This window comes from Nisaea nitritireducens (assembly GCF_014904795.1).
In the GTDB taxonomy this organism is placed as follows: domain Bacteria; phylum Pseudomonadota; class Alphaproteobacteria; order Thalassobaculales; family Thalassobaculaceae; genus Nisaea; species Nisaea nitritireducens.
This window is the reverse complement of the sequence record NZ_JACZFS010000009.1, coordinates 88099-103686: the sequence shown is the minus strand read 5'-3', so window position 1 is coordinate 103686 and position 15588 is coordinate 88099. Positions and strand designations below refer to the sequence as shown.

The following is a 15588-nucleotide window of genomic DNA, read 5'->3' as shown; positions in this document are numbered from 1 at the left end:
CAGGCAACACCTCGTACTGCCCGGACCTAGTTTGTCGCACTCAACGGCTTGTCCTTGAGACGGTCCCGATAGGACGTCAGGAAAGCCTGGAACCGGCCGATCTCTCCAAACCGGTCCGCCAGTGTCCGGAAATCATCGAGATCTCCCTCGGTCTTATTGGTAATCAGCCGGAAAGCTTCGCGGAAGGGCGTGTTGTCCATCTGCTGGGTGAAGATCTGCCTGACCCGGCTCAACTGCTCAAGATTACTACTGAGCGACAAAGATACAGCCCAGTTCAGGATCAGAGTCGCCGCGCGGTCGTCGATCCGGCGTCCATCCTGTCCCGACCGTCCGACCAGACGCTGGAAAACCTCGGCAGCCTGGGCCCAACGCTGGGTCCGCCAGAAAATATCGGCGCGCAACAAATCGGCATCCCGGCTCTGATCGCGGGCAAGCAGCCTTAAGGCTCCGTCCGCATCCCCCAACTCGAACTCGGCACGGGCGCGGAGACGCTTGCGCTCCAGAGCCAGATCAGCCCCCATGCCCGGGGCAACACTTTCATCCAGAGCGGCCAGCGCTTCTTCCGGCCTCCGGTCCAACAGACGGATCAGAGCGAGCCTGGCACCGACACGTGCCTTGTCTCCGCCCTGCAGCCGGAATTTCACCTGCCGTTCCAGCAGGATGGATGCACGATCAAGCAGATCGACCTGAACCAGACGGTCAGCCAGCCTTTGAATAATCTCGTCTCCACGACCGCCAACAGGGGTCAGCTCCCGGAATTGATCATACAGGGACAGGGCCTGGATCGGCGTCATCTTGTCAGAGTCGCCCTCTGTGAAGATCCGGCTGAAGGAATCCGTCATCTCTTCCGCGACCTGCTCCGCGTAGAGATTTTCCGGGAAGAAGGTCACCGCTTCGCGCAGCGCGTTCAGCCCGTCGACATACTCATTTTCTTCCAGATAGAGCTTGCCCAGTTCCCGCAGAAGATCGAACTCCACCTGATCCCCGCGCCACGTGTATCGCAGGCTCTCGAGCCCGGCGATTGCGTCGGGGCGGCTGATCTGGCCAGCCCTCATTCCATGTTCGATGAGCGCCCGCTCGGCACGGACCCGCGACCAACGATCCAGTCCCTGGGACAAGCGGCGCCAATAATCCAGCGCCGTGTCAACATCACCCGATGCGTAAAGCACCCGACCCCGCAGATAATTGAGGCGGGCCTGCTCGCCCTGCGTCGGCTGACCTTCCGCGACAACATCAATAAAAGCGCCCGCGCCACGATAATCGCCGGCACGGATAGCCGCCTCGGCCGCCAGCAACGCCATTTGCGTCGCGATATTTCTCGGATATCCGCCCGGTATTTCACCGGCACGGGCAAAATGCTCGACAGCTTCCGGCCAGCGGCCCTGCGAAGCCTTCGTCGCACCGCGCCAGAGCTCGGCTTCTGACAGGCCGCTGAGATTGCGGTCCATCAGGTCTTCTTCCGCTTCCTTGTAACGCCCCAGCATGAACTGGGCCGCACCACGCAAGGCTTTTACGTCCGGTCGGCGGGAAAGATCCTCATCCTCGACCTCGATTGTGCGAAGCAACCCCATCGCTTCCGCGGAAAGGCCGTGCGCGAAGTAAAAATGGGCCAGTTCCAGACGGGGACCGCTGCGCGCGATACTGGTCGCCTCCGAGATCCGCCTCTGGATCGCCTGCTTTTCCTGCAGGAACTTGTCCGTGCCGCCCTTCCGCCAATTGCTGAAATCGAATATCCGGCCGGGCGCGAGCCCTGGCGGCAATCCGTCAATACGCTGTGCAACCTGATCGTCCGTCGATTGCTGAACGTTACGCGAGATCGTCATTCCCCCAAGCTTGGTGATGGCCACGCCATCTGGCAGCGAGCGGATGGTGACATCATCGGCCAGAGGCTGAACAACCACGCCTTGCGCCGAATTCAGAAGGTTGAATTCGGTGAACTGCCGCAGGCCGTCGACACCGCGGCTGAGGGACGCGACCGGTACGACAAACAACTGATCGCCGATCTCCGGGTCCCTGATAATGACGGTCGAGCCATGACTTTCGAGCGGAATGAAAACGCGAGGTCCCTGCGCGCTGACGAGCTGTGTTTCAACCCGCACAGGCACGTCCGGCCGGCTGTTCTGCGGCCGGAAATCGACGATCCAGACGGCATTGTCACGCCAGACCCTGGGGTTCACCCCTTCAACGGTGGGGAACCGGACGGCCGAGCCCCCATTAACCGGTACCTGAACTTTTTCGCCAAACAACTGATAGTCGGCACTGTTGAGGCTCGTCAGATCAAAGCGTGCAGGAGCTCCGAAAACGACCCACACATACCCGGCCCGGGCGAAAACGGCGGCGGCAACAGGCTGGGTCCATTCAAAACGAACCGAGACGATGTTGTTGTCCTGCGATGCGGTGACCGGAATGACAGGACCTTCGATCACCCCCTGGTTTCCGGCACTGAGGCTGGAGACGAGAGATTCGCCACTCTGCATCAGAGTCTTGAGATCAATATCCTGAAGCCGAGTCGCGGTCCCGAAAGCTTCGGGCTCGATCTCGGGCGAGCGGCCCGGCGCCGGCGTTTCCGCGCCTGTTCCGGCCGCGGACGGCTCGGCAGGAGCCGAGGCGGCGGCTTGCTGCTCGACCCCGGCGGCTGGGGCAGGTACAGGGCTTTCCGTTGCGCCGGCCTGAGGCGCAGTGCCTGCTGCTGGTGCGGGTGCTGGTGCTGGTACCGTTGCCGGAGCCGGGACCGCTGATGCCGGCGGCACGGACGCCCCCCCGGCCTGCGGCTGCAGCCCGAACTGTGCCGCGACCTCTTTTGCGGAATCAGTCGCCTGGCTTTCCGGCACCGCTGCCTGCACCGGCTCTACCGGCGCAGCACGAGGCGTCGGCACCGCCGGCTCTGTGGATGAGGACACTCCCGTCCTGCTCGGCTCACCGCCCGCCACCACATCCAGAACGACCCGCGTCCCGCTGGTGAAATGCCGCACGCCTGCACGCGCCTGCAGCGGGATCGTTACGTCGATCGCGTTACCGCCAGGAGCCGAACTGAAATTCTTGAATCGCTCCGGGATGAACCGCCGGACCTCGTCGTCATTGATCCAGGCCGGGCCTTCGAACCGGATAACAGCGCGGTCCGGATGTTCCGAAACGGTATAAGGCGTTTGCTTCGTCCAGTCGAAAACGAAGCGATAAAAGTTTTCATGCGTTCCGGTCCGCACGGACAATTCAGGCACGTTCGGCGGTCTCGGAAGCGCCGCAGGTGGGGCGTTCTGGGCAGGTGCGGCTGCCGGAGCGGGAGCACGAACGGGAGGAGCCGGTGCCGGAGCTGCCGTCGCTTTCTCCGCCGGAGCAGGCGCCGCTGTCGTAGCCGGCGCCGGAGCATTACGATCGAAAAATTCCAGGACAACCGATGTCCCTACTCGCCTTGAGCGGAACCGCGGATTACCAGCGAGATCGATCAGCACCGTACGATTGTCGCTATCGAGGCTTACCCCGGAGACAAAATTCCCGACACCGTTCGCCACCGGGCCGAAATCGGCTGCGACCGGGCGATTGAACACGATGGCCAGAGTGTTTCCGAATTTCTGGGCCTCGTAGCCGACCCGCGCCGGCCAGTCGAACCGGAGGCTATCGACGCCGTTCGCGCTTCCGCTTGAAATACCGACGTTCTGAGCACCGGCCGAAGCCAATGTCACGATCACCAGGCATAGCGCGGCAATGGTGCGGATCGCGACAGCCCGCATCCCGGCTCCTGCGGAAGCCAGCCGCAGTCGTTCAGTATTTGCGAGCTGCAGAATCATCCTCGCCGGTCCCTCTCGTGATAAATCACGAGATCTACCCGCCGTGCCCTGCGATATCGGTCTTCGAGCGGCAATGATGTGTCAATCTCTCCGAACTTTCCGTCAGCGGCGCCTCTGACCTCTACCGGCTTACGATACCCGAAGCGCTGGAGCGTGTCGGCAACTGACAGAGCCCGGGCAAGTGACAGGTCCCAGTTCGAGTGAAAAGATCCGGACGAAGACGTGAACGGCCGGGGGTCGGTGTGGCCGACAATGTCGATCCGGTTGTCGATCTCGGACAAGGCGACCGCAAGATCGAAAAGCGCTTCCTCGCCAGAGGGCTGCATCGTCGCGGCTCCCGGTTGGAAGAATACATCGCTCGCCATGGACAGAACGAGCCGCCCGTCCTTCGCAGTAATAGTCGCGTTCTGCAAAATTGCATCCCGGGACATGGCCGCTTCAAGAAGCCGCCGCAGATAACCGAGGTCGAAACCCGGCCCCGGATCCTCGGCCTCGACACTTTCCGGCATCAGTGCCTCGCGTGACCGTTTTGCCGAATCGGCCGAGAATGTCGACCGTAGGGATGCCGTGAAAGATTCCCACTGTGGCGCATCCGGCGAGGTCATGGAAAACAACAGCACGAAAAACGCGAGCAAAAGCGATACCAGGTCGACGAATGTCACCATCCATGTGCCGCCCGGCTTGTTTCCGCGGCCGTTTCGCCTTGCCGTCCCCCCCCTCATGGAGCCCCGTTCCTTTCAGCACCGAGATGGACGGCAAAACGGACTGTATCCGGGCGCGGCAACTCGCGAAATCCGATGGAAACATTTGCTCGGGATGTCCCCGATGCGATCATGATTTCGGCGAGCCGGGCCGCTCTCTGCCGCGCCAGAAGCATTTTGGCGCCAGCTGCGGGAACGTTGAACCAGAAGCGGAACTCGGCTCCATCGCGCGCTGTTTTTGAGGCTAATACAGCGGATACACGCTTTGAAAAATCGCGAAATTCAAAGACGGGATCGACCCGGTCACCCTCGAACAGGCGTGCCGATTTGAAGTCGACGTAAAAGGGGTTTCCCGATCGTTCCCGGGCAATCGTGGTCTCGCTCAGCAGCGGGTCAAACGCTTCGAGCAACTCGTCCCGCAGCCCCTTGTCGTCGACTTTTCCGGGCTCGCCCTCGAAGACACCTGCACCAGTGCCGCCACGCAGCACAGACGCAAAACTCGAGCGCACGCTATCGAGCACGTCTTCGCTCTTGCCCGTCTGACGGGTGGAGATCGAGTTGAGAAAAATGAAGAACGCGAGAAGGAGCAAAAACAGACTCAGAAACAGCGGCAAGCTGCCGAGCTGGCTTGCACCACGCGCCTTGTCTTCGCCTTGGGCCATAGACTACTTGTTGAGTTGGTCCATCAGCGCATCAATTTCTTCCTGGGACTTCGCATCGGAAGGCAGCTGAGGACCGTTCAACAAACCCTCTTCTGAGAACGGTTCACTGCCTGATTTTTCTACATTTTCCGGGTGTTTGTCACGATTTCTTTTCGCCTCGGATGAAGCATCGCCGTGACCGTGCCCCGTATGGGCCATTACCGCTTCAACCCGATCCGCAACACCGTCGAGGGTTTTGTGGATTCGGCCAACTCTCTGACCGGTTAGATCCTGGAAACCGCAGGCTTCGAAAATCTCGATAATGGCCTCACCAACAGCCTCGGAAACCGCTTCCGGCATGCCTTCCCGCAACTCGTCGATCTTTTCGACGGCTGTCAGGATTCGCTCGGCTGCCTCTTCGGCAACCGAGGCCATTGCATCAAGTTCCCGCGCTGCTTCCGGCAACAGATCCTCGCGGATTCCGTTTTCAGTCATAGACAACTCCCCCGCGCTGTAACCGGTCCCAGAGAGGAACAGCTATCAGAAAGCTCCGATAACCGCGGTCATCTTTGTCTTCAGCGTCTCTGCATTGAACGGCTTCACAATGTAATTGTTCACGCCGGCCTGCTTTGCAGCCACAACGTTCTCGGTCTTGCTCTCAGCAGTGACCATGATGAACGGAGTGCTTTTCAATTTGGAGTCTGCCCGTACTTCCTTGAGCAGTTGGAGACCCGTCATCGGCTCCATATTCCAGTCGGAAATCACAAGACCGTATTCGTCGCCGCGACGCAGCATCTGCAAGGCAGCACTGCCATCGCTTGCTTCGTCCACATTGTTGAAACCAAGCTGCTTAAGAAGGTTCCGAATAATACGCAGCATTGTCTTGTAATCATCGACAATGAGAACCCTCATGCCCTTGTCGACAGCCATCGGCACCTCTCCATTTTCATTCAGGGCCGGATCCCGTCCGGCTTTCGATTAACCAACGCCCAGACACTAACAGCGATCCTATTAAAAGGTCGTTAATGCCTGATATACCGATGGAATACTGCGAATTGCAGGTCTCGGGCAAGCAAAGACTAATTCTGCGTTCGCGAGCGCACAATGCACGCGATACAATCAATTGGTATTGGGGATAGTCCTGCGCTCGGCGATTCGCGACGTCACTTCCTTGGCTTTTTGCGGCCGCATATTGGCGAGCACGGATGCGGACTTAGATGCCTTCATCCGATCAAAAACCCGAAGCAGGATGCTCATGTCCAATTCGTCGAAAATTCGTGCCGCATCCTTCGGCTTCATTTTCTCGTAAATCTGCACGAGGCTCTTGATCTCTTTTTCTTCCTGCTCGTCGTAGGTCTTGATCAGCCCTTCGATTTCCGTCCGGACCTTCTGCAGTTCGACAATCTTCTTATCGATTCTGTCTTCTGCCGCGGTCAGCAGGCCCTCTTTCTGGATCACGGTCTGCTCCCGGGCATCCAGTTCCTTGCGCCGTTTCGACAGATCCTGCAGCAACTCGATTTCGGAGCGCGTGAAGAGAACGGGGTCGAGCGGTTTGTCTCCGTCGTCGCTTTTCGCAGGCTCCGTCGCCTGAGCCAGTTGTTCCGGCTCGGCGCCACTTCCCGCATTTGCTGAAGTCGGGGCCGGGCTGTCCGCCTCGGCGAAAGCCGCAACACTGACCGGCGACTTCCCGTTTTCCAAAACGTCCCAGATGCCGACGACCTTGACCCCCATAAGGAACAGGGAAACGACGACGACAACTGGGAGAACACGGATAAAAGCACCGGAGCGACGTGCCGGCTTCCGCGGGGCGCCAGCCTGACGTTGGTCCCGGGCAGCCGACGATTTCTTACCCGCCGCACGCCGTGCAGGCGCTTTGCCCTTGACCGCCTGCCCACCCTGGACACGCGCGGCATTCGGTGTTGCCGTCTGCTCTGCCTCTTCCGGCTTTACCGCAGCTTTCCGTCCCTGCCTGTCATATGCCATCAGCGCGCGTTCCTCAGTGCTTTAAGCAGTTCTTCCTCGGCTTCCGAACGGGGCGACCCCGCGTCATCGGCTGGTGCTGCCCGGCCAGCCCGTGCCGGTTCCTGCGCCCGTCCGGCATCCTGCCCACGCCGGGCCGCTGGTGCAGGGCGCTTCGATCCTGGCTTCCTCGCTGGCTCGGTCTTTGTCGCGGCAACCTGAGCCTGGGTTTCCTTAGGAACAACTTTGGTGCCTTCACTCGCAGTTGCAAGGCGCCCTGCTACGATATCGGCACGCTCGACCAGGAAAGCAAGCTCATCGCGCAGTGCTTCAGCCTTTGATGCCGATTCCCTGAACACAGCCTTGCCGTTCTCCCCGGCATTGCGCAGGCCTGCTGTTGCAGATTCCGCCCGCGCGCAGGCCACGTTCAGCTTGTCGACAAAGACTTCCATCTCATCGTGATTGCCGCGCAGACGATTGAGTTTACGGTTCAGGATCATCGCGTAGACGATGGTCGCCAGTAACAGCACGACCAGAAGGCCATCCAGGATCAGGGGCAGGATCGTTTCTGACATGCGGCCCGCCTACATCTTTCGCAGCTTCTGCTTGATCTTGACCGCGATGTTGCCGTTGCGCTGGCCCATGCTCCCGACGAACAGGGGGACTTCACCGCATCGCATGTCGATCGTGGATTTCGGGCTGGCATTCAGCTGCAGCTTCGTACCGGGTTCCCAGTTCAAGACATCGTTAAGCGACAGAACGACTTGGTCCAGCACCGCTTCAAGCTCGATATCCGTTGCCCACAGCTCGTTCGCCAAGTGGGTTTCCCAAATCGAGTCACGACCGAATTTCTCACCCATGAACATCTGCAGCAGCAGCTCACGGACCGGCTCCAGTGTGGCGTAGGGAAGCATCAGTTCGAGGCGCCCGCCGCGATCTTCCATGTCGATACGGAGCCGTGCCAGCACTGCAGCGTTCGCAGGGCGCGCAATGGTGGCGAATCGCGGATTTGTTTCCAGGCGGTCAAACCGGAATGTCACCGGGCTCAACGGATCGAACGCGGCAGACAGATCGCTCAGCACGACCGTGACCATGCGCTCGACCAGGTTACGTTCGATCGTGGTGTAAGGACGGCCTTCAATTCGCATGGCCGCCGTGCCCCGGCGACCGCCGAGCAACACGTCGACGATGGAATAGATCAGCGCCGAATCGACGACGAGCAGACCATAGTTGTCCCACTCCTCCGCCTTGAACACACTCAGCATTGCCGGGAGCGGAATCGAGTTCAGGTAATCGCCGAAGCGGATGGATGTGATGTTGTCGAGCGAGACCTCGACGTTGTCGGACGTAAAGTTACGCAGGCTTGTCGACATCATCCGAACGAGACGGTCGAACACGACCTCAAGCATCGGAAGACGTTCGTAGGAGACCAGAGCCGAATTGACGATGGCCTGAATACCCGAGGTATCCCCGTCGCCGCCGGCGCCTTCGTCAAATCCAAGGAGAGAGTCGATTTCGTCCTGGTTTAGGACCCGGGCGCCAGTACCACTGCCGCCACCAACATCATCGTCCTCGTCGTCTTCACCCATCGCCTCCCACTCGGCGGCGAGATCATCATCGGCCATGCGAATTCCTCACTGAACCAGCATTTCCTTAAACAGCACATCCTTCACCCGCGCCGGGCGAACCGCCAGGTTCACACGCCGGAGCAATTCCTCACGCAGACGATACATGCCGGCTGATCCTTGCAGGTCGTCCACGCGGAGTTCACGTAAATATACCTGAAAGTTGTCCACGATACGCGGCAAGTTCTGATTTACGACATCCACATCGGCTGGATCGCTGACTTCCAACGCGATTTTGATCTTCAGGAATGCCGTTTTACGGCCGCTCGTATTGAGATTAACGATAAGGTCCGGAACTTCAAAGAAGATCGCCTGAGCAGAAGACTTTTCTTCCACGACCTCCTGTGGCTCTGCCCCAGCTTCGACTTCGGGAGGCGGCTCCTCGCCGCCGAGCATGCCAAGCATGATCGCCGCACCCGCACCCGCACCTACAAGGAGCAGCAGAGGCAGCAATACGAACAGGATGATTTTCTTGGGACTTAGCTTTCGGCTGGCTTCTTCCTCACCCGCTTCACCGCTGTCCTCAACGACTTCGCCTTCCTCGGCCATGCGTTCCGTCCTGTTCCAAGCCCATTAAAACAGCCAGCAAATGGCTGAATATAGCAAAGCGCAACCAGCCTGACCCGACCGGCGTGCGAATTAAACAACTCGCGCAGCCCCGAACATCGGGAAAGCCAGACATGGCTAAAGAGTAAAGCACATAACGCGCCAATTCTCCATATTTATCATAAACTTCGAGAAATGAGCGAACCCAGTCTCTAAAGACGCGCGCACGTGAGACTGGAGTTCCATTCAAGCAAGGCCAGGATCTACTCGAAAACAGCGCCCGGCAAAAGCTTCCATCCCGGCGCGACTTGCCGCCTCAAGCGACCCAGCTCCGCCGATTAATCCACCAACACATTGATTTTACTCAATTCCATAACTGGCATGAAACCTGCTTATTTGTCGGCGACGGCCGTAGAACGCGGCGATTTGGACACTGGTTGGGAATTATCGTCATGGAAAATGCGATCTATATCGGGCTCTCCCGGCAATCCGCCCTTCGGCGCGAGCTGTCTTTGGTCGCCAACAACATCGCGAACTCAAGCACGACCGCCTTCAAGCGGGAAATCGCTCTCTACTCGCCTTACGAAACCGACACCAAGATGGACGAGAAGCTGGACTTCGTGATCGACCACGGAACCATCGTCATCCATCAGCCCGGCACACTTCAGCCGACACAGAACACTTTCGATATTGCCATCGAAGGCCCCGGCTTCTTCACGGTCGATAACGGCCGGGAGCAGATGTACACGCGTAACGGCAACTTCAAGCTCGACCCGGACAATCAGCTGGTCACCGGCAACGGTGAGCTGGTCATGGATGTGGACGACAACCCGATTTTCATTCCACAGGACGGCCGCAAGATCGAGATCTCGCCGGATGGCACTATCAGCGCCGGCCCGGAAGTGCTCGGAAATCTGAAAGTCGTCGAATTCGATGACCTGCCGCGCATGCAAAAGCGCGGCGGCAGCACCTTCGAAACAACTGAAGCCCCCCGTCCCGCCGAGCGCTCCCAGTTGCTCCAGGGTCACCTCGAGACCTCGAACGTCTCCGCTATTTCGGAACTGACGAGACTGATCGACATTCAGCGCAGCTACGAAGCGGTGAAAAACATGCTGGACCAGGAAGCCGAAAGACTTCGCACCTCGGTCCGTAAACTCGGCACCGCTACAGCCTCTTAATTTGCCGGAAGAAGGAAGAAAACCATGCAATCTTTGAACATCGCCTCCACCGGCATGCTGGCTCAGCAGACCAACGTCGAGGTTATTTCCAACAACATCGCCAACATGAACACCACCGCGTTCAAGCGGCACCGGGCCCAGTTCCAGGATCTGCTGTATCAAGATCTGCGGCGGGTTGGCTCCAACTCCTCCGATGCGGGCACGATTGTCCCTTCAGGTATCCAGCTCGGTGTCGGTGTTCGTACGGCCGCTACCTACCGGGTCAACGAGCAGGGCTCCCTGATCCTTACCGACAACCAGTTTGATCTGGCCATCCGCGGCAACGGCTACTTCCAGATCCAGTTGCCGGATGGCGAGACCGCCTATACCCGTGACGGTTCCTTCCAGGTGAGCCAAGACGGCTCTCTGGTGACTGCGGACGGCTACACCGTACAGCCGGGCATCACCGTCCCGGCCGGCGCGGTCGGCGTGACCATCAACCAGTCCGGTCAGGTCCTTGTGAAACTGGACGGCCAGACGGCGGAATCGAATGTCGGCCAGATCCAGCTCGCGACCTTCCAGAACGATGCCGGTCTTGAACATGCCGGTAACAACCTGCTGCTCGAAACCGAAGCTTCCGGCGCGCCGAGCACGGCCAATCCGGAAACGGACGGCTTCGGCGGGCTGTTCCAGGGCTACATCGAATCCTCGAACGTGGATCCGGTGCAGGAAATTACCGACCTGATCACGGCCCAGCGCGCCTACGAATTGAATTCGAAGGTCATCGAGACCTCGGATCAGATGATGGCCACGGTCAATCAGGTTCGCTAAAGCGGCCTGACCCCGGAAACCAGGGAGAAACGACATGACACGCAAAATGCTGAAGCCACTGAAGCTCATCATGGCCGCCGCGCTCTTCGGGATTGCCCTCGGCATCCCGCAGGCGGCGACAGCGAACGAGACCAAGGGCGTCCCGATCTTTGCGAACGAGACCGTCATGCTCGACCGGGAATCGTTGATGCTGAGCGATCTTTTCATCGGCCTGCCGGCCGGAAAAGACGCCCGCGTCGGCGACGCCCCGGCCCCCGGGGAAAACATGGTTGTCCGCCTGCGCACTCTGCGGAAACTGGCTTCGATCCATGGCCTGGACTGGACTCCTCCACATAACCGCATCCGTGTTGCCGTCCAACGCGAAGGCCGTGCGGTTCCGCTGCAGCTGGTCCGGGAAGCCATCGCAGAACGGCTGCAGCAGGACTATGTTGCCGATAACATCGATGTCGAGCTGACCAACCGTCGGCTAACATTGATGATCCCGGCCGACATGCCGCCGGAAATCTCGGTCGACACCATCGACTACAATAGCCAAAACCAGCGCTTCGCGGCCTCTATCTCCGTGCCGATCGGTAACGGCAAGGTCATCCGCGCCCAGGCACAGGGCGAAGTCTATCCGGTTATCGAGGTTCCCGTGCTGAGCCGTCATGCCGCTCCCGGCGAGACGATCCATGCCAGCGACATCGTCTGGACGGAAATGCGTGCCCGCCGCAGCAACTACAACACGGTAACTTCTGCCGACCAGCTTGTCGGCATGAGCGCCCGCCGTCCAATCAGCGCCGGCCGCGTGATCCGGCGGACCGACGTCAAACCGATCGAATTGATCCACAAGGGCGATCTGGTGACCATGATCTTCAGAACCTCCTTCATGACACTGACGTTGCGGGGTCAGGCCCTCGAAAGCGGCGCTCGCAAGGACACGATCCGCGTGAAGAACCTTTCGAGCGGCAAGACCGTTGTCGGCTCGATCACCCAGTCCGGCATCGTCTCCGTCGCCGGCCCGCGTCTTGCGATGAACTAGGAACTCCTTTCAAAGGAACCGGAACAATGAAAAACAAGTCCCTCCCCGCTCTGCTCTCCCGCATCACAGCCGTTGCCTTGATCGGCATGTCGGTCAGCGCCTGCAACGTCTTCCAGCGCCTTGCAGACATCGGCAAAACGCCTGAACTCTCGGAGATCCAGAATCCGACCCAGGCACAAAACTACCGGCCGGTCTCGATGCCGATGCCGGCGCCGGTCACCGCGACCCGGCAGGCCAACTCGCTCTGGGTCGAAGGCTCCCGCGCCTTCTTCGAGGATCAGCGCGCCAGCCAGGTCGGCGATATCATCACCGTCGTTGTCGAGATTGCCGACGAGGCCGCGATCGATAACCGCACCCGGCACGACCGGACCCACTCCGATGGCCTGAACCTGAATGGATTATTCGGAGCTCAATCCCTGCTGAGCGACGTCTTCGCTGAAGGAACGACGGGCGCCGGCCTTGTGGATCTGAATTCCTCTCTGACCAATGACGGCCGTGGCCGGATCGACCGGAACGAAACCATCAGCCTGCGCGTCGCCGCCGTGGTGACGCAGGAGCTCCCGAACGGCAATATGGTGCTGTTCGGGCGTCAAGAGGTCCGGGTTAACATGGAAGTCCGCGAGATCGTCGTCGGCGGCGTGATTCGCGCAGCGGACATCACTTCCGAAAATACCGTCAGCTATGACGAAATGGCGGAAGCCCGAATCGCTTATGGCGGCCGCGGCCAGATCTCCGATCTGCAGCAGCAGCGCTACGGTGCCCAGGCTCTCGAAATATTGATGCCCTTCTGATGTGATTGAGCCGGGCGGTAAATTTTACCGCCCGGCTTTGGTTGAGCTGCATGCGACGCTATCAACCAGACTTAAAAAGGCCGCTCCCGGGGGAGCGGCCTTTTCTTTATTCTCATAGATGTATCATGGTCAGTCGTCGCGGTGTGTCCGCTCCAGGCGCTCATGCCGCTCCTGGGCTTCGAGGCTCAAGGTCGCGATCGGCCGTGCTTCCAGACGCCGCAAGCCGATTGGCTCATCCGTCTCTTCACAATAGCCGTAGCTGCCGTCCTCAATCCGCTGCAACGCCGCATCGATCTTGCTGATCAGCTTGCGCTCGCGATCCCGTGTCCGCAACTCGATCTGGTGATCCGTCTCAAGCGAGGCGCGATCAGCCATATCCGGTTTTTGCAGATTTTCCTGGGTCAGGTGGCTCAGCGTCTCGGTCGCTTCATGCAGAAGCTCAGCCCGCCACCTCAGCAGCTTTTGGCGGAAATACTCCTGCTGCTTTGAATTCATAAAATCTTCGTCTTCCGACGGCGAATAGTCCGGCGGCAAAGTGACGCTCATCCCGGTCCTCCAAGACAAAGGCCAATGAAAGGCAAGCTTTCTGCCCTTTTCGAGCGGCCGGAGTATAGGTCCGGGGCCGACTCATTTTCAACCCTCTGTTTACAGATGAATCGCATCGCGTTTGATGCGCGCAAACGATTGAAATTAAATAAAAAACTTGGAACCAAACCTACAACTCACAAAAAAGTGCCGAGTTTTGCGAGTTCGACCCGTGCCCGGAGCTCGATTTCATCCAGTATTTCACCCAGCCGGGGATCGGTAAAACTCCGCTCCCGCGTTGTGGTGATACTGGTCGCAAGGGCGCGCAATTCGGATTCGGGGATGGCCCCCATAAGAAGACCGTCGCGAATCCGTTCAAGCCGGCCCAACAGATCTTCTCCGCGCTCCGCCCCCTGCTTCCCCCGACCGCGACCATCCGGATTTGTCTCCTGGACGGCGAGCAACCCGTCGACCGACATCGCGGGACCGGAGCCTTGCGCGGACGCACTTTCCTGAGTCCCGTCAAGCAGACCGGAAAATTGTGTCCCGCCTGCGCTGCCCGACTTTGAGGTTTTTCGGGTGGCCGGGGTACTGACACGACGTGATGGATCTATTTTCATAGTGCAAACCCTACCTATTCCGGAGTCATACACTATCGGCAAGACACCGTCATAGCGAATAAAGCCTTACGATTTTCCGCCTATTCAACGCTCGGAAGGCTCCGGAAGCGGTATGGCTGAAATCCCGGAGCTTACCGATGCAATAACTGGCACGGTATTCGCATAACCTTCGTCGACTGGGGTCCGCGAAACGACTCCAAGAGAACACGAGGAACCGATAGAGATGCGGCCGCAAGAAAACAAAAAGACCCGCTCATCGCTTTTTATAAGCTCGACCCTTGGCCTTCTCGCCTTGGTCGCGCTGATGATCGCCGCGCCGACGCAGCATGCGCATGGCCAGACTCGCATCAAGGATATCGTCGATTTTGAAGGCGTCCGGGAGAACATCCTCGTCGGCTACGGCCTCGTGGTTGGCCTGAACGGCACCGGCGACGCGCTCGATAGCGCGATCTTCACCCGAGAAAGTCTGGTCGGCATGTTGGAACGTCTCGGCGTCAATGCCCGCGACGACAACCTCGATACCGACAATGTCGCCGCCGTTATGGTAACCGCGACCCTCCCACCCTTCTCCAAACAAGGCAGCCGTATTGACGTCTCCATTTCCGCCATCGGCGATGCCGAGGACCTGTTGGGCGGCACCTTGCTGGTGACCCCGTTGGTCGGCGCAGACGGAGAGGTCTATGCCGTGGCCCAGGGACCGGTCGCGACCGGGGCAATTTCTGCCGCAGGCGATGGACAGAGCGTTGTCCAGGGCGTCCCGACCAACGGCCGGATCGCCAACGGTGCAATCATCGAACGGGAAATCGCGTTCTCCATGGCATCCATGGAAACCGTCACCATCGCCCTTAAAAATCCTGATTTCACGACGGCACGACGGATCTCCCAGGCAATCAACGCCTTTATCGGCTTGCCGATCTCCCAGGCGAACGATCTGGCCTCAGTACGCATGATCGTTCCTGAAAACTACCGTGGGAACGCCGTTGCCCTGATCACGGATGTGGAGCAATTGCGGGTGACCCCGGACATTGCCGCCAAGGTGGTGATCAACGAGACGACGGGCATCATCGTGATGGGCGAGAATGTGCGGATCAGCACGGTCGCTATCGCCCAGGGCAACCTGACGATCCGGATCACGGAAACACCGCAGGTGTCGCAGCCTCAGCCGTTCGCGCAGACCGGCGAGACCGTCACTGTCCCGCGGACCCAGATCGAGATCGATCAGGATGAGGACAAGCAGCTTTCCGTCCTCGCCCAGAGCGTGACCCTCCAGGAATTGGTGGACGGGCTCAACGCCCTCGGTATTGGCCCGCGTGACCTGATCTCGATCCTGCAGGCGATCAAGGCCGCAGGCGCCCTGCAAGCCGAAATCGAAGTTCTTTAAGGAGC

Annotated in this window: 16 protein-coding genes; 5 read left to right on the top strand and 11 right to left on the bottom strand. The window is 59.4% G+C overall.

The features are described from left to right. Nucleotides 1-26: 26 nt before the first annotated feature. The 9 genes from IG629_RS02040 to IG629_RS02000 all read right to left on the bottom strand — a co-directional run bounded on the left by IG629_RS02040 (nt 27) and on the right by IG629_RS02000 (nt 9260). Nucleotides 27-3785 (bottom strand): tetratricopeptide repeat protein, encoded by a 3759-nt coding sequence (locus IG629_RS02040; RefSeq protein ID WP_193170322.1) that lies wholly within the window; start codon nt 3783-3785, stop codon nt 27-29. Then, nucleotides 3782-4507: an OmpA/MotB family protein gene (locus tag IG629_RS02035; protein WP_226886381.1), complete on the bottom strand. Its 726-nt coding sequence runs from the start codon at nt 4505-4507 to the stop codon at nt 3782-3784. Before IG629_RS02035 ends, IG629_RS02040 begins: the two co-directional genes overlap by 4 nt. Continuing rightward, nucleotides 4504-5148, bottom strand: coding sequence for a hypothetical protein (locus tag IG629_RS02030; protein WP_193170321.1), 645 nt, complete (start codon nt 5146-5148; stop codon nt 4504-4506). Before IG629_RS02030 ends, IG629_RS02035 begins: the two co-directional genes overlap by 4 nt. 3 nt (nt 5149-5151) lie before the next feature. Beyond that, nucleotides 5152-5622 (bottom strand): protein phosphatase CheZ, encoded by a 471-nt coding sequence (locus IG629_RS02025; RefSeq protein ID WP_193170320.1) that lies wholly within the window; start codon nt 5620-5622, stop codon nt 5152-5154. Between the two features lie 45 nt (nt 5623-5667). Then, nucleotides 5668-6057, bottom strand: coding sequence for a response regulator (locus tag IG629_RS02020; RefSeq protein WP_028464636.1), 390 nt, complete (start codon nt 6055-6057; stop codon nt 5668-5670). 189 nt (nt 6058-6246) lie between these two features. Further along, entirely contained in the window at nt 6247-7110 is an 864-nt protein-coding gene (locus IG629_RS02015; protein WP_193170319.1) for a MotE family protein, read from the bottom strand. Further along, on the bottom strand, nt 7110-7661 hold the full coding sequence (locus IG629_RS02010) for a DUF6468 domain-containing protein (RefSeq protein WP_193170318.1): 552 nt from the start codon (nt 7659-7661) through the stop codon (nt 7110-7112). The genes IG629_RS02015 and IG629_RS02010 overlap by 1 nt, the downstream gene beginning before the upstream one ends. Before the next feature lie 9 nt (nt 7662-7670). Further along, nucleotides 7671-8711, bottom strand: a complete 1041-nt coding sequence (gene fliM, locus IG629_RS02005) for a flagellar motor switch protein FliM (protein ID WP_193170317.1) — start codon at nt 8709-8711, stop codon at nt 7671-7673. Nucleotides 8712-8720: 9 nt separating this feature from the next. Then, entirely contained in the window at nt 8721-9260 is a 540-nt protein-coding gene (locus IG629_RS02000; RefSeq protein WP_193170316.1) for a flagellar basal body-associated FliL family protein, read from the bottom strand. Nucleotides 9261-9709: 449 nt separating this feature from the next. Between IG629_RS02000 and flgF the strand changes: the two genes are divergently transcribed. The 4 genes from flgF to flgH are packed head-to-tail and all read left to right on the top strand — an operon-like array spanning nt 9710 to nt 13057. Continuing rightward, entirely contained in the window at nt 9710-10435 is a 726-nt protein-coding gene (gene flgF / locus IG629_RS01995) for a flagellar basal-body rod protein FlgF (protein ID WP_193170315.1), read from the top strand. 24 nt (nt 10436-10459) lie between these two features. Beyond that, the gene (flgG, locus tag IG629_RS01990; protein ID WP_193170314.1) at nt 10460-11245 is read left to right on the top strand and encodes a flagellar basal-body rod protein FlgG; all 786 of its coding nucleotides are present in this window, start codon (nt 10460-10462) and stop codon (nt 11243-11245) included. A gap of 34 nt (nt 11246-11279) precedes the next feature. Next, nucleotides 11280-12266 carry a flagellar basal body P-ring formation chaperone FlgA gene (flgA, locus tag IG629_RS01985; RefSeq protein ID WP_193170313.1) on the top strand — a complete coding sequence of 329 codons (987 nt, stop codon included), beginning with the start codon at nt 11280-11282 and terminating at the stop codon, nt 12264-12266. Nucleotides 12267-12292: 26 nt separating this feature from the next. Beyond that, nucleotides 12293-13057 (top strand): flagellar basal body L-ring protein FlgH, encoded by a 765-nt coding sequence (gene flgH / locus IG629_RS01980; RefSeq protein WP_193170312.1) that lies wholly within the window; start codon nt 12293-12295, stop codon nt 13055-13057. 129 nt (nt 13058-13186) lie between these two features. On the opposite strand, the gene dksA is transcribed toward flgH, so the two are convergent. Both dksA and IG629_RS01970 read right to left on the bottom strand, forming a co-directional pair. After that, complete coding sequence (dksA, locus tag IG629_RS01975; RefSeq protein ID WP_193170311.1) at nt 13187-13603, bottom strand: RNA polymerase-binding protein DksA; 417 nt, start codon at nt 13601-13603, stop codon at nt 13187-13189. Between the two features lie 176 nt (nt 13604-13779). Next, complete coding sequence (locus tag IG629_RS01970; protein WP_193170310.1) at nt 13780-14202, bottom strand: flagellar assembly protein FliX; 423 nt, start codon at nt 14200-14202, stop codon at nt 13780-13782. A gap of 223 nt (nt 14203-14425) precedes the next feature. Here IG629_RS01970 and IG629_RS01965 point away from each other — a divergent pair, with 223 nt between their 5' ends. After that, nucleotides 14426-15583 carry a flagellar basal body P-ring protein FlgI gene (locus IG629_RS01965; protein ID WP_193170309.1) on the top strand — a complete coding sequence of 386 codons (1158 nt, stop codon included), beginning with the start codon at nt 14426-14428 and terminating at the stop codon, nt 15581-15583. Nucleotides 15584-15588: the final 5 nt, after the last annotated feature.

Bases quoted from the DNA above. Each gene is read 5' to 3' on its own strand.
- IG629_RS02030 (WP_193170321.1), bottom strand. From the start codon at position 5,148: ATGGCCCAAGGCGAAGACAAGGCGCGTGGTGCAAGCCAGCTCGGCAGC.
- IG629_RS02040 (WP_193170322.1), bottom strand. From the start codon at position 3,785: ATGATTCTGCAGCTCGCAAATACTGAACGACTGCGGCTGGCTTCCGCA.
- flgF (WP_193170315.1), top strand. From the start codon at position 9,710: ATGGAAAATGCGATCTATATCGGGCTCTCCCGGCAATCCGCCCTTCGG.
- IG629_RS02010 (WP_193170318.1), bottom strand. From the start codon at position 7,661: ATGTCAGAAACGATCCTGCCCCTGATCCTGGATGGCCTTCTGGTCGTG.
- IG629_RS02000 (WP_193170316.1), bottom strand. From the start codon at position 9,260: ATGGCCGAGGAAGGCGAAGTCGTTGAGGACAGCGGTGAAGCGGGTGAG.
- flgA (WP_193170313.1), top strand. From the start codon at position 11,280: ATGACACGCAAAATGCTGAAGCCACTGAAGCTCATCATGGCCGCCGCG.
- IG629_RS01970 (WP_193170310.1), bottom strand. From the start codon at position 14,202: ATGAAAATAGATCCATCACGTCGTGTCAGTACCCCGGCCACCCGAAAA.
- fliM (WP_193170317.1), bottom strand. From the start codon at position 8,711: ATGGCCGATGATGATCTCGCCGCCGAGTGGGAGGCGATGGGTGAAGAC.
- flgG (WP_193170314.1), top strand. From the start codon at position 10,460: ATGCAATCTTTGAACATCGCCTCCACCGGCATGCTGGCTCAGCAGACC.
- IG629_RS02015 (WP_193170319.1), bottom strand. From the start codon at position 7,110: ATGGCATATGACAGGCAGGGACGGAAAGCTGCGGTAAAGCCGGAAGAG.
- IG629_RS02035 (WP_226886381.1), bottom strand. From the start codon at position 4,507: ATGAGGGGGGGGACGGCAAGGCGAAACGGCCGCGGAAACAAGCCGGGC.
- IG629_RS01965 (WP_193170309.1), top strand. From the start codon at position 14,426: ATGCGGCCGCAAGAAAACAAAAAGACCCGCTCATCGCTTTTTATAAGC.
- IG629_RS02020 (WP_028464636.1), bottom strand. From the start codon at position 6,057: ATGGCTGTCGACAAGGGCATGAGGGTTCTCATTGTCGATGATTACAAG.
- flgH (WP_193170312.1), top strand. From the start codon at position 12,293: ATGAAAAACAAGTCCCTCCCCGCTCTGCTCTCCCGCATCACAGCCGTT.
- IG629_RS02025 (WP_193170320.1), bottom strand. From the start codon at position 5,622: ATGACTGAAAACGGAATCCGCGAGGATCTGTTGCCGGAAGCAGCGCGG.
- dksA (WP_193170311.1), bottom strand. From the start codon at position 13,603: ATGAGCGTCACTTTGCCGCCGGACTATTCGCCGTCGGAAGACGAAGAT.